This is a genomic window from Salipiger sp. (assembly GCF_059781815.1).
In genome coordinates this window covers 11,205-22,555 of sequence record NZ_JBYNAH010000066.1, presented here as the reverse complement: position 1 = coordinate 22,555, position 11,351 = coordinate 11,205, and the positions used below count along the sequence as shown (strand labels likewise).

Genomic DNA, 11,351 nt, shown 5'->3' with positions numbered 1-11,351 from the left:
TCCCGGACATGCGCTGAGCGCCCCAAGCAGATCAATCTCGGCAAAGAAGGTCAGGTGATCGCCCGGGCGCACCGGGCTCGCCTTCATGAAATACTGCCCGGTGTCGCGGGTGAAGCCGGTGCACATGAACACGTTCAGCACGTCATGCACATACGGCTCGGCCTCGGCCAGGCTCATGCCGGTGGCATCGGCCAGCGCGCGGGTCAGGTTGGAATGGCAGCAATAATGGTACTGCGAGCCCGAGAGCAGGTTGCCGGTATAGGGATCGCAGCGCGTCCCGATCACGTCATGCACCGAGCCGCCATAGGGGTCGATGCCGTACCAGCCCAGCGTGTCCTCGACGATGGTGGCCATCGGGCGCAGATGCGGGAAAGCCGACCACATGCGCTCGCCGGTGGTCAGGTGGGTGCCGTGCAGAGCGCGGGTCTTGCCGGAGTAGAAGCGCTCGGAGAGGTCGTCGGCATTCCACAGGTTGAGATCGCCCACCTGCGGTCCCTCGACGCTGGTGATGCGGAAGAACTGCCCGGCCTCGACCCGGAATCTGCAGGCGTCGCGCGGCGCGGCCAGCACCGTCTCGATCACCTCGGCGCCCTCGAGCGCCTGCGCATAAAGCGCCATCGGCGGCGTGGGCAGGGTCTCGTTGGGATAGCAGATCACCGGCGCAATGGCGCGGCGGGCCTCGGCATCGGCGGGGGCTTGGGTCATGGCGGGCGCTCCTTGGGTCACGTTGCCCGCATGGCTAGTGAGCCTTCGAGGCGAAGGCAATGGGCCGCCGGTCTCAGAGCCCGAGATGGCGCTCGCCGATCTCGGGGGTCAGCTCTCCCATGCCGCCGGACCAGACGCTGCGCCCGCGCTCGAGGATCACCGCGCGGTCGCATGCCCAGCGCAGCTCCTTCAGCGATTTGTCGATCACCAGGAGCGCCATGCCGGTCTCGGCCTTGAGCGCCGCCACCGCCTGCCAGATCTCCTGCCGCACGGTGGGCGCCAGCCCCTCGGTGGCCTCGTCGAGGATCAGCAGCCGCGGGTTGGTCATCAGCGCGCGCCCGATGGCCAGCATCTGCTGCTCGCCGCCCGAAAGCGAGGCGGCGCGCTGGCCACGGCGCTCGGCCAGACGCGGGAACAGCGCCTCGACGCGGGCGGCATCCCAGTGGCCGGGGCGCGCGGCGGCGATCAGGTTCTCGGTGACGCTCAGATCGCGAAAGCAGCGCCGCCCCTCGGGCACCAGCCCGATGCCCAGCCGCGCCGCGCGGTGGCTTGGCAGCCGCGACAGGTCGTGCCCGTCCAAAACCAGCGTGCCTTGCGCGGGAAGCATCCGGCAGATGCAATGTACCGTGGTGGTCTTGCCCATACCGTTGCGGCCCATCATCGCCACCGCCTCGCCCTCGGCGATCTCGAGATCGACGCCAAAGAGCGCCTGGCTCGCGCCGTAGGAGGCGGTGACCCGGTGCAGCGACAGCAGGCTCATGCGTCGTCTCCCAGATAGGCGTCGCGCACGAGCGGGTCGCGGCGGATCTCCTCGACGCTGCCGGTGGCGATGACGCGCCCGTAGACCAGCACGCTGATCCGGTCGGCCAGCGCGAACACCGCGTCCATGTCATGCTCGACCAGCAGGATCGGCGCCTGCGCCCGCAGCCCGTCGAGAAAGCCGGTGAGCCGCTTCGAGCCCTCCTGCCCCAGTCCGGCCATCGGCTCGTCCATGACGAAGGCCTTCGGCTCCAGCGTCAGCGCGACGGCCACCTCGAGCTGGCGGCGCTGGCCGTGGCTCAGCTCGGCGGTGCGCAGCTCGGCGAGATCGGACAAGCCCACAGCCTCCAGCGCCGCCTCGGCCCGGTCGCGCAGCGCCGCATCGCGAGACGCACGGGAAAAGACCCGCCACGGCCGCCCGGAGGCCCCGAGCGCGCCCAAGAGCACGTTCTGCAGCACCGTGTCCTCCATCGCCAGCGCCGAGGTCTGGAAGGTCCGCGCCAGCCCACGCGCCGCCCGCGCCTGCGTGCTCTCTGCCGTCACGTCGCGCCCGAGGAACTCGACCCGCCCGGCATCGGGGGCCAGCGATCCGCAGATCTGCGCGATCAGGGTCGACTTGCCCGCGCCGTTGGGGCCGATCACCGCATGGATCTCGCCCGGGCGCAGGTCGAGGCTGATGGCGTCGCTCGCCTGCAGCGCGCCGAAGGCCTTGCAAAGGCCGTGGGTCGCCAGAACCGGCTCAGTCATCGCGCCGCCTCCCCGCGATCATGCCGACGACCCCGCCCTTGCCGAACAGCACCACCATGAGCAGCACCAACCCGAGGAAGATCTGCCAGTACTCGCTGACCCCGCCCAGCAGGTGCTCGAGCAGCACGTAGATCCCCGCCCCCGCGACAGGGCCGAAGAGCCGCGCCACGCCGCCGATGATGACGAAGACCATGATCTCGCCCGACATCTGCCAGCTCAGCATGGTCGGCGAGACAAAGCGGTTGAGATCGGCGAAGAGCGCGCCCGCAAGCCCGGTGATGGCGCCAGAAATCACCAGCGCTACGAGCTGCAGCCGCCGCGGGTCGAGCCCTACCGCGCGCACCCGCTCGGGCACCTGCCGCGCGGCGTTGAGCGCCAGCCCGAAGGGCGAGCGCATGAGCCGCGCGTTGAAGGCCAGCACGAGGCACAGGAGCGCGAGGCAGAGGCCGTAGAACTGGATCGGGTCGAGCGTGTTGAGGCCCGGAAAGCCGTTGCGCACGTAGATCGACAGCCCGTCCTCGCCGCCATAGGCGGGCCAGGAGATGGCGAAGAAATACATCATCTGCCCGAAGGCCAGGGTGATCATGATGAAATAGACCCCCGAGGTGCGCAGGCTCAGAAGGCCGATGAGCAGCGCAGCGCACGAAGAGGCCACGATCGCCACCAGCCAGATCACCGGCATCGATTTCGTGCCCTCGATCACGAAAGGCCACTCGATCAGCGGTGTGTAGCTCTGCGCGTGGCTGGCGAGGATGCCCATGGCATAGCCGCCTATGCCGAAGAACACCGCGTGCCCGAGGCTCACCAGCCCGCCGAGCCCCAGCGCGATGTTGAGCCCCACCGCGGCCAGCGCAAAGATCACTGCGCGGGTGGCGAGCGTGATGGTGAAGGGCTCGTCGGCATAGAGCGCCCAGGCCGGGATCAGGATCAGCGCCAGCAGCAGCGCGCCGTTCAGCAGGCGTTCGCGGCTCATGCCCGTGCTCCGAAGAGGCCGGTGGGCCGCCAGATCAGCACGCCGGCCATCAGCACGTAGATCGCCATCGAGGCAAAGGCGGAGCCGGTGGCGGCGGCGGTGGCGGGATCGGTGAAGAGCTTGAAGAGCTCGGGCAGCAGCACCCCGCCCAGCGTGTCGGTCAGCCCCACCAGAAGCGACCCGATCAGCGCGCCCTTGATCGAGCCGATGCCGCCGATCACGATCACCACGAAGGCAAGGATCAGCACCGGCTCGCCCATGCCGACCTGCACCGACTGGATGGCGCCGACCAGCGCCCCCGCCAGCCCTGCCAGCGCCGCGCCGATGGCAAAGACCAGCGTGTAGAGCTTCGAGATATCGACGCCGAGCGCCGCGATCATCTCGCGGTCGTTCTCGCCGGCGCGGATGCGGATGCCGAGACGGGTGCGGGCGTTGAGCCACCACAGCCCCAGCGCCACCGCGATGCCCACGGCGATCAGCGCCAGCCGGTAGACCGGGTAGACGATGCCGCCGGGCAGGCTCACGGTGCCCGAGAGCGCAGGCGGCATGTTGAGATAGAGCGGAAAGGAGCCGAAGACCCAGCGCGTGCCTTCCGACAGGATCAGGATCAGCGCGAAGGTGGCCAGCACCTGATCGAGATGGTCGCGGGCATAGAGCCTGCGGATCACCACCAGCTCGATCAGCGCCCCGGCAGCAGCGGCGGCGGCGAGCGCCGCCACCAGCGCCAGCGCGAAGGAGCCGGTGGCGCCCGCCACCGCGGCGGCGGCAAAGGCGCCGATCATGTAGAGCGAGCCATGCGCGAGGTTGATCAGCCCCATGACGCCGAAGATCAGCGTCAGCCCGGCGGCCATGAGAAACAGCATGACGCCGGATTGCAGGCCGTTCAGGACCTGTTCAGCAAGCAGGATCGGGGACATCGGGGGCCTTCGTCGTGTCGGGGGCCCGAAGTCGCGGGCCCCCGCAGGATCAGTTCATCGAGCACTCGTCGACATAGGCCGAAGAGCGGTCCTCAAGCGCGGTGGCGACGATCTTGTTGGTGTAGACCTCACCCTCCTTGATGACCTCGCGGATGTAGATGTCTTGGATCGGGTGCTGGTTGGTATCGAAGCTGAACTTGCCGCGCACGCTGTCGAAATCCGCCGCCTTCAGCGCCGCGCGGAAGGCCTCGGCATCCGAGGGCTCGGCGGTCTCGAGGGCCGAGAGCAGCAGGTTGGCGGTGTCGTAGCCATAGGAGGCGTAGAGCGACGGCAGGCGGCCGTATTTCTCCTCGAAGCCCGAAACGAAGGCGGCGTTGGCCGCGTTGTCGAGATCCTTGGACCAGTTGGAGCCGTTCTTGACGCCCATCGCAGCCTCGCCTACCGCCTGCAGGATGGCCTGATCGAAGGAGAAGGCCGGGCCCATCACCGGCAGCTCGACGCCGCTGTCGGCATATTGCTTGAGGAACGAGATCCCCATGCCGCCGGGCAGGAAGAAGAAGATGCTGTCGGCGCCCGAGGCGCGGATCTGGGCGATCTCGGCGGCGTAATCGGTCTGGCCGAGCTTGGTATAGACCTCGCCCGCCAGCTCACCGCCGTAGAAGCGCTTGAAGCCGTTCAGGCTGTCCTGACCGGCCGGGTAGTTGGGCGCCATGATGAAGGGCTTGGTATAGCCCTCCGACTTGGCATAGGCGCCGGCGGCCTCGTGCAGGTTGTCGTTCTGGTAGGAGACCGAGAAGTAATTGGGGTGGCAGCCTTTCCCGGCCAGCATCGCCGGCGCCGCGTTGGTCGAGAGGTAGAACTTGCCCTGCGCCGTCGCCGCCGGGACCACCGCCATGGCGAGGTTCGACCAGACGATGCCGGTCAGGATGTCGACCTTCTCGGACTGGATCATCTTGTCGGCCAGCTGCACCGCCACGTCAGGCTTGCGCTGGTCATCCTCGATGATCACCTCGATATCGTCGCGGCCCGCGGCCTCCATCGCCAGCATGAAGCCGTCGCGGGTGTCGATGCCGAGGCTGGCGCCGCCGCCCGAGAGGGTGGTGATCATGCCGATCTTGACCTCGGCCTGCGCGCTGGCGGCCATCGCCACGAGGCTCGCCGCGGCGAGAAGCGTTTTCATGGACATTCCGGAACTCCCTGTTCTCTTCCCTTATCCCCTGCCGGGTCTTGCGCCCGGCGTTGCGGGCAAGGGTTAACGGAAAAACCGGGGATGTCCATGCGCGAGCGCCCGGTGCCGCCGCAGCGGGCACCGGATCGCGCGATGGATCGGATCACAGCTAAAAATCTGGAGAATAGACGGGCAGCGCAGGCCGTCTGGCCCGTCTCAGCCGCGGTCGCGGAAACAGAGTTTCGGCGCCTCGCCTGGGGTGCCTTCCGTGGTCGCGCCGCAGTGAATGCAGCGCCACTGGCTGGTCTCACCCTGCCGGTACTCGCGCCAGCGGCACAGCCGGCGGTCGCGGTTCTTCATGTTGAAGACCAGCAGGATGATGAATGCAACAACGAGGCCAACAGCGAAGATCACCGTGGGCCTCGTTCGGGGAGTTCAGAAACCATGAGGGAATTCTAGCTCTGCCTTCCCGGCAGGCCAGCCCTCAGGCGGCCTGATAGTAGGCGCAGGTGCCGGGCTCTTCATCGACGACGCGGTCGGCGTCGTGCACCAGAACCGGCTCCGGCTGGTAATAGGCATAGGCCTGCTCGAGGATGGCGAGGGCCTCGGCGGCGTCGATCTGCTGTTGGGTCTGGTCTTGCATCGGGTTGGCCTTTCGGTGTCGTGTCCGTCTTTCCTCCCCTTACAAGCCCTAGATAGTCCTTGCTGCAGCGCAGCACACCCCCGTTTGCTGCAAGTGCGAAATGCACTGGATGCATGTTTCCGCTGGGTCCGCACGATGATCGCGCACACGCCCCGCCTTCCGGTTGCAACGCATTCCGAATCCGGACAGGGAGCGCGGAGATGCTGTAGCGTGGTCCATGAAGGCGCCGCGCCCTCCCCTCAGACCGAGCCAAGAAGGACGATTCCGATGCGCGTGTCGATCGACGTAGAGATGCACTACACCTTCACCGAGCCCAACACCGTGGCACTGGTGCTCGAGGCGGCGCGGACCGAGGGGCAGACCATTCTCAGCGAGAGCCTCGATCTCGGCGATGCCACGATCACCCGCATCGAGGGCGATTGCGGCGTGGGCGAGCGGATCTGGGCACAGATCCCCGGTGAGCAGATGCGCCTGGGCTACCGGGCGCTGGTCGAGATCACCCGCGCCGCGCCGTCGCTCGACGGGCTTGCGGCGTTGCCGCTGCATCGCCTGACCGCCGAGGCCGCGCCCTTCATCCGACCCTCGCGCTACTGCCAGTCGGACAAGTTCGTGGCTTTCGTCGAGAAGCGCTTCGGCCACCTGCCCGGCGGGCAGAAGGTCGCCGCGATCCGCGACTGGATCGAGGCCGAGCTCTCCTATGTGCCCGGCAGCTCGGATTCCGACACCAACGTGCTCGAGACCTTCGCCGGGCGGCAGGGCGTCTGCCGCGACTACGTGCACCTGTTCTGCGCCATGGTGCGGGCGGCGCAGATCCCTGCACGGGCGGGCTCGGCCTACGGGCCCGACGTCACGCCGCAAGATTTCCACGCCGTGGCGCAGGTCTGGCTCGAGGATGGCTGGCACCTCGTCGATCCCACCGGCATGTGCCGCGCCGACAGCCTCGCGCTGATCGCCGTGGGGCGCGATGCCTATGACATCGCCTTCATGGAGAGCCAGGCCCCCGCGACGCTGATCTCGCAAAGCGTCTCCGTCACCCGCGCCTGAAGCCCCTCGGTAACGGAAAACGCCGCTCCCCGAGGGGAACGGCGTTACTGTCATGCGACCATGCTGCGATCAGACGACGCGGTTCAGCAGCATCTTCTTGATCTCGGCGATGGATTTCGCCGGGTTCAGACCCTTCGGGCAGGTCTTGGTGCAGTTCATGATGGTGTGGCAGCGATAAAGCTTGAACGGGTCCTCGAGCGCATCCAGACGCTCGCCGGTGGCCTCGTCGCGGCTGTCGATGATCCAGCGGTAGGCGTGCAGCAGCGCCGCCGGTCCGAGGTAGCGGTCGGAGTTCCACCAGTAGCTCGGGCAGGAAGTCGAGCAGGACGCGCACATCACGCACTCATACAGACCGTCGAGCTTCTTGCGGTCCTCGATGGACTGCTTCCACTCCTTCTCGGGGCGGTTGGTCTTGGTCTCGAGCCACGGCATGATCGAGGCGTGCTGGGCGTAGAAGTGGGTGAGGTCCGGGATCAGGTCCTTGACCACCGGCATGTGCGGCAGCGGGTAGACCTTCACGTCGCCGCTGATCTCGTCGAGACCGTAGATGCAGGCCAGCGTGTTGATGCCGTCGATGTTCATCGCGCAGGAGCCACAGATGCCTTCGCGGCAGGAGCGGCGGAAGGTCAGCGTCGGGTCGACCTCGTTCTTGATCTTGATGAGCGCGTCCAGAACCATCGGGCCGCACTTGTCCATGTCGAGATAGTAGGTGTCGACCCGGGGGTTCTCACCGGTGTCGGGATCCCAGCGATAGATCTTGAACGCGCGCACGTTGGTCGCGCCATCCGGTTTCGGCCAGGTCTTGCCGGTACGGATGCGGGAGTTCTTCGGAAGCGTGAACTGAACCATGGCGAGCCTCTGCTTTCCTTTCGGTGAGTCTATGGGTTGGCAAGGTCCGGCCCGGACGACTTACCGGACCATACAAAATTTCGGGTCGGCGCGAAACGCGCCGCAGGGAACATTCTTTTGTGGGCGACGATCCGCATCATCCCGCCCCCGTCTGCGACAGCGCCGCCGCGAGCCCCGTCGAGCTCAGGCAGCTGATGGTCTCGGGCTGCTGCACCACCTCGGCGACGATGCGGATCGAGCTTTCGGTCGGGCCGGTCACCGTATCGGCGGCGAGCGCGTAGATCTGCGTCGCGTTGGCGTTGTCGATGATGCAGTCGAGCACCGGCTCGACCGGCGCACCGGGGAAGCGATCCACCACGATCTTGGTCACCGTCGAGCGCGCCGCGTTGCGGGCGATCGCGTCCTGGCTCTGGGCAGAGCAGGCGGCGAGCAGAAGGGTGAGGATCAGGGTCTTGCGCAAGTCGGGTCTCCTAGAACAGCACGCGGTCGATGAGGTTCTCACTCATGCATTCGCGGGTGCCCCGGGTGAAGAGAATGTCGGTCACAATATCGTCGTTGAGCTCGGTCTGGCCGAGCGCGGAGTTCTGCGCCAGCGCGTCGATCTGGCCGCGGCTGGCATAGGTCAGCGTGCAGGCGACGGCGGTGTCGGTCGGCACGGAGGGCGCCTTGCGCGCGAGGATCGGCGCGACCGCATTGGCCGCCACCTGCTCGTTCAAGGTCAGCGCCGCAGGCGGCAGAACCTGCACCGGCCCAAGATTGCGCGGGATGTCCTCGGCAGCGCACCCCGCCAGCAGCAGGCCGGTCACGAACGCAGCGCTCAGTCGCGGCATAGCAGCGTCCCCCGGTACATGCCGCTCACCCCCACCGGGCAGCCGGCGCTTTCATACGCGCTGCGGCTCACCGTGACCGGCGTCTTCGACGCGGGCGGCGTGCCGTAGGTGTAGCTGCGCACGGTGGTGCCGTTCTCGGCGTAGCGCTCGGTCGTGGATTGCGGCAGCGCAGCGGTGCTCTGCGGTGCCGGTGTCGTGGGGGCCGGCGCCCCGTCGCGCCGCGCCATGATGCAGGCGTTGACCGCGTCGGCGCCGGCCTGCGTTCCTCCCTGCCCCGGCGTCACCACCGGGTAGGCGCCGCTGCCGTATTCGTAGGACCCTTCGGGCTTCACCTGGAACATGCATTTCGTCACAGGATCGGCCGTCTGGGGCCCGCACGAAGCGAGCGGCAGCAGCAGGAGGGCGCAGGCCGCTCGCATCAGAAGGTGCGGGCTTTCGGCGCGATCTTGGCGAGGCTGATGCCGCCGCTGTCCTCGGTGGTCAGCGGATCGACGATGACCGGGCGGTGGCTCAGAGTCACCTGGGTGTCGTCGACGCGGCTGATCGTGTGGATGCGCCAGTTCTCGTCGTCGCGCTCGGGGTAATCCTCGTGGGCGTGGGCCCCGCGGCTTTCCTTGCGCGCCTCGGCGCCCACGATGGTGGCGAGCGCGTTGGGCATCAGGTTGGTCAGCTCGAGGGTCTCCATGAGATCCGAGTTCCACACCAGCGAGCGGTCCGAGACCTTGAGGTCGCCCATCTTGCCGGCGATCGCGGTCATCTTCTCGACGCCCTCCTTGAGGGTCTTATCGGTACGGAACACCGCCGCGTCGGCCTGCATGGTGCGCTGCATCTCGAGGCGCAGCTCGGCGGTCGGCGTGGCGCCCTCGGCGTAGCGCAGCCCGTCAAAGCGATCGAAGGCCTTGTCCACCGACGGCTGGTTCAGCGCGTGGATCGGCGCGGCGCGGTCGACCACCTCGCCGGCGCGGATCGCGGCGGCGCGGCCGAAGACCACGAGGTCGATCAGCGAGTTGGAGCCGAGACGGTTGGCACCGTGCACCGAGGCACAGCCCGCCTCGCCCACGGCCATCAGGCCCGGCACCACGGCGTTGGGATCCTCGGCGGTCGGGTTCAGCACCTCGCCCCAGTAGTTGGTCGGGATGCCGCCCATGTTGTAGTGCACCGTCGGCAGAACCGGGATCGGCTCCTTGGTGACGTCGACGCCGGCGAAGATCTTCGCCGATTCCGAGATCCCCGGCAGGCGCTCGGCCAGCGCCTCGGCCGGCAGGTGCGAGAGGTTCAGGTGGATGTGGTCGCCATGCTCGCCCACACCGCGGCCTTCGCGGATCTCCATGGTCATCGAGCGCGAGACGTAGTCGCGCGGCGCGAGGTCCTTGTAGGTGGGGGCATAGCGCTCCATGAAGCGCTCGCCTTCCGAGTTGGTCAGGTAGCCGCCTTCACCGCGGGCACCCTCGGTGATCAGGCAGCCCGAGCCGTAGATGCCGGTCGGGTGGAACTGCACGAACTCCATGTCCTGCAGCGCCAGGCCCGCACGGGCCACCATGCCGCCGCCGTCGCCGGTGCAGGTGTGGGCCGAGGTGGCCGAGAAATAGGCCCGGCCATAGCCGCCGGTGGCGAGCACGACCATCTTGGCGTTGAACACGTGGAAGGTGCCGTCGTCGAGCTTCCAGCAGACCACGCCCTGGCAGACGCCGTCGTCGCTCATGATGAGGTCGATGGCGAAATACTCGATGTAGAACTCGGCGTTGTTCTTCAGCGACTGGCCGTAGAGCGTGTGCAGGATGGCGTGGCCGGTCCGGTCGGCGGCGGCACAGGTGCGCTGCACCGGCGGGCCTTCACCGAACTCGGTGGTGTGGCCGCCGAAGGGGCGCTGGTAGATCTTGCCTTCCTCGGTGCGCGAGAACGGCACGCCGTAATGCTCGAGTTCGTAGACCGCGGCGGGCGCCGAGCGCGCGAGGTATTCCATCGCGTCGGTGTCGCCGAGCCAGTCCGAGCCCTTGACGGTGTCGTACATGTGCCATTGCCAGTTGTCGGGGCCCATGTTGGACAGCGACGCGGCGATGCCGCCCTGTGCGGCGACGGTGTGGGAGCGGGTCGGGAAGACCTTGGTCACGCAGGCCGTGCGCAGGCCCGCTTCGGCACATCCGAGCGTGGCGCGCAGGCCGGCGCCGCCGGCCCCGACGACCACGACGTCATAATTATGCGTCTCGTATTCGTATGCAGCCATTTTCTGGTCTTCCTGTCTCAGAGCGCGATCTTGACGAGGGCGAAGATGCCGCAGGCCATCATCACGTAGGCGAAGCCGACAAAGGCCATGATCAGCAGCTTGCGGGTGGTGCCGCCGGTGTAATCCTCGATCATCACGCGGGCGCCCTTGTGAAAGTGGATCATCCCCACGATCAGCACCAGCGCGGTGAGGATGGCCGGGAACGGGCGCGACATGGTGGCCAGCGCGGCGTCATAGCCGGAGCCCAGCGCGCGGCCGAAGACGATGAGCCATGTCGGCAGCATGAAGGCCAGCGCGACGGAGCTCACGATCATGAACCAGTGGTGGTCGGCGCCGTGATGGGCCGAGCCCTTGCCAACGGCGCGCTTGCGGTCGGTCAGGTAACGCATCGGTCGTGCCTCCCTCAGATCCAGTAGATGATGACGGTGAGGATGGTCAGGACGACCGATCCGTAAACGCAGGCCCAGCCGAGCTTTTCGGCGGTTTCGATGT

General features: G+C 67.5%; 15 protein-coding genes and 1 pseudogene. 1 reads left to right on the top strand and 15 read right to left on the bottom strand.

Translation table 11 applies throughout. The features are described 5' to 3' along the window. From AC6RA4_RS09955 to AC6RA4_RS09920, 8 genes are all read right to left on the bottom strand, one after another. Positions 1-705: urea carboxylase-associated family protein (locus AC6RA4_RS09955; protein ID WP_500159873.1), on the bottom strand; the 705-nt coding region annotated here is incomplete at its 3' end. A gap of 73 nt (positions 706-778) precedes the next feature. After that, entirely contained in the window at positions 779-1,465 is a 687-nt protein-coding gene (locus AC6RA4_RS09950; protein ID WP_500159871.1) for an ABC transporter ATP-binding protein, read from the bottom strand. Continuing rightward, positions 1,462-2,211, bottom strand: a complete 750-nt coding sequence (locus AC6RA4_RS09945) for an ABC transporter ATP-binding protein (protein ID WP_500159869.1) — start codon at positions 2,209-2,211, stop codon at positions 1,462-1,464. Before AC6RA4_RS09945 ends, AC6RA4_RS09950 begins: the two co-directional genes overlap by 4 nt. Beyond that, positions 2,204-3,184: a branched-chain amino acid ABC transporter permease gene (locus tag AC6RA4_RS09940; RefSeq protein ID WP_500159867.1), complete on the bottom strand. Its 981-nt coding sequence runs from the start codon at positions 3,182-3,184 to the stop codon at positions 2,204-2,206. Before AC6RA4_RS09940 ends, AC6RA4_RS09945 begins: the two co-directional genes overlap by 8 nt. Further along, on the bottom strand, positions 3,181-4,101 hold the full coding sequence (locus AC6RA4_RS09935; RefSeq protein ID WP_500159864.1) for a branched-chain amino acid ABC transporter permease: 921 nt from the start codon (positions 4,099-4,101) through the stop codon (positions 3,181-3,183). The genes AC6RA4_RS09940 and AC6RA4_RS09935 overlap by 4 nt, the downstream gene beginning before the upstream one ends. Before the next feature lie 49 nt (positions 4,102-4,150). After that, positions 4,151-5,287, bottom strand: coding sequence for an ABC transporter substrate-binding protein (locus AC6RA4_RS09930; RefSeq protein ID WP_500159862.1), 1,137 nt, complete (start codon positions 5,285-5,287; stop codon positions 4,151-4,153). A 198-nt stretch (positions 5,288-5,485) separates the two neighbouring features. After that, the gene (locus tag AC6RA4_RS09925) at positions 5,486-5,683 is read right to left on the bottom strand and encodes a hypothetical protein (protein ID WP_500159860.1); all 198 of its coding nucleotides are present in this window, start codon (positions 5,681-5,683) and stop codon (positions 5,486-5,488) included. Positions 5,684-5,753: 70 nt separating this feature from the next. Next, a complete protein-coding gene (locus AC6RA4_RS09920; protein WP_500159858.1) occupies positions 5,754-5,912 on the bottom strand; it encodes a hypothetical protein in 159 nt (52 codons plus the stop codon). A gap of 267 nt (positions 5,913-6,179) precedes the next feature. Here AC6RA4_RS09920 and AC6RA4_RS09915 point away from each other — a divergent pair, with 267 nt between their 5' ends. Next, positions 6,180-6,956, top strand: coding sequence for a transglutaminase-like domain-containing protein (locus AC6RA4_RS09915; RefSeq protein ID WP_500159856.1), 777 nt, complete (start codon positions 6,180-6,182; stop codon positions 6,954-6,956). A gap of 69 nt (positions 6,957-7,025) precedes the next feature. Here AC6RA4_RS09915 and AC6RA4_RS09910 read toward each other — a convergent pair whose 3' ends face one another. From AC6RA4_RS09910 to AC6RA4_RS09880, 7 genes and pseudogenes are all read right to left on the bottom strand, one after another. Next, complete coding sequence (locus tag AC6RA4_RS09910) at positions 7,026-7,805, bottom strand: succinate dehydrogenase iron-sulfur subunit (RefSeq protein WP_500159854.1); 780 nt, start codon at positions 7,803-7,805, stop codon at positions 7,026-7,028. A 136-nt stretch (positions 7,806-7,941) separates the two neighbouring features. Continuing rightward, the gene (locus AC6RA4_RS09905; RefSeq protein WP_500159852.1) at positions 7,942-8,265 is read right to left on the bottom strand and encodes a hypothetical protein; all 324 of its coding nucleotides are present in this window, start codon (positions 8,263-8,265) and stop codon (positions 7,942-7,944) included. Between the two features lie 10 nt (positions 8,266-8,275). Beyond that, positions 8,276-8,635, bottom strand: coding sequence for a hypothetical protein (locus tag AC6RA4_RS09900; protein ID WP_500159850.1), 360 nt, complete (start codon positions 8,633-8,635; stop codon positions 8,276-8,278). Then, positions 8,623-8,976, bottom strand: a complete 354-nt coding sequence (locus AC6RA4_RS09895) for a hypothetical protein (RefSeq protein ID WP_500159848.1) — start codon at positions 8,974-8,976, stop codon at positions 8,623-8,625. Before AC6RA4_RS09895 ends, AC6RA4_RS09900 begins: the two co-directional genes overlap by 13 nt. A 77-nt stretch (positions 8,977-9,053) precedes the next feature. Beyond that, on the bottom strand, positions 9,054-10,859 hold the full coding sequence (sdhA, locus tag AC6RA4_RS09890; protein WP_500159846.1) for a succinate dehydrogenase flavoprotein subunit: 1,806 nt from the start codon (positions 10,857-10,859) through the stop codon (positions 9,054-9,056). A 17-nt stretch (positions 10,860-10,876) separates the two neighbouring features. Beyond that, the gene (locus tag AC6RA4_RS09885; protein ID WP_500159844.1) at positions 10,877-11,248 is read right to left on the bottom strand and encodes a succinate dehydrogenase, hydrophobic membrane anchor protein; all 372 of its coding nucleotides are present in this window, start codon (positions 11,246-11,248) and stop codon (positions 10,877-10,879) included. A gap of 14 nt (positions 11,249-11,262) precedes the next feature. Continuing rightward, a pseudogene (locus AC6RA4_RS09880) lies at positions 11,263-11,351 on the bottom strand (succinate dehydrogenase, cytochrome b556 subunit); the annotation flags it as partial.

Bases quoted from the DNA above. Each gene is read 5' to 3' on its own strand.
- AC6RA4_RS09910 (WP_500159854.1), bottom strand. From the start codon at position 7,805: ATGGTTCAGTTCACGCTTCCGAAGAACTCCCGCATCCGTACCGGCAAG.
- AC6RA4_RS09895 (WP_500159848.1), bottom strand. From the start codon at position 8,976: ATGTTCCAGGTGAAGCCCGAAGGGTCCTACGAATACGGCAGCGGCGCC.
- AC6RA4_RS09900 (WP_500159850.1), bottom strand. From the start codon at position 8,635: ATGCCGCGACTGAGCGCTGCGTTCGTGACCGGCCTGCTGCTGGCGGGG.
- AC6RA4_RS09920 (WP_500159858.1), bottom strand. From the start codon at position 5,912: ATGCAAGACCAGACCCAACAGCAGATCGACGCCGCCGAGGCCCTCGCC.
- AC6RA4_RS09950 (WP_500159871.1), bottom strand. From the start codon at position 1,465: ATGAGCCTGCTGTCGCTGCACCGGGTCACCGCCTCCTACGGCGCGAGC.
- AC6RA4_RS09940 (WP_500159867.1), bottom strand. From the start codon at position 3,184: ATGAGCCGCGAACGCCTGCTGAACGGCGCGCTGCTGCTGGCGCTGATC.
- AC6RA4_RS09915 (WP_500159856.1), top strand. From the start codon at position 6,180: ATGCGCGTGTCGATCGACGTAGAGATGCACTACACCTTCACCGAGCCC.
- sdhA (WP_500159846.1), bottom strand. From the start codon at position 10,859: ATGGCTGCATACGAATACGAGACGCATAATTATGACGTCGTGGTCGTC.
- AC6RA4_RS09935 (WP_500159864.1), bottom strand. From the start codon at position 4,101: ATGTCCCCGATCCTGCTTGCTGAACAGGTCCTGAACGGCCTGCAATCC.
- AC6RA4_RS09945 (WP_500159869.1), bottom strand. From the start codon at position 2,211: ATGACTGAGCCGGTTCTGGCGACCCACGGCCTTTGCAAGGCCTTCGGC.
- AC6RA4_RS09885 (WP_500159844.1), bottom strand. From the start codon at position 11,248: ATGCGTTACCTGACCGACCGCAAGCGCGCCGTTGGCAAGGGCTCGGCC.
- AC6RA4_RS09930 (WP_500159862.1), bottom strand. From the start codon at position 5,287: ATGTCCATGAAAACGCTTCTCGCCGCGGCGAGCCTCGTGGCGATGGCC.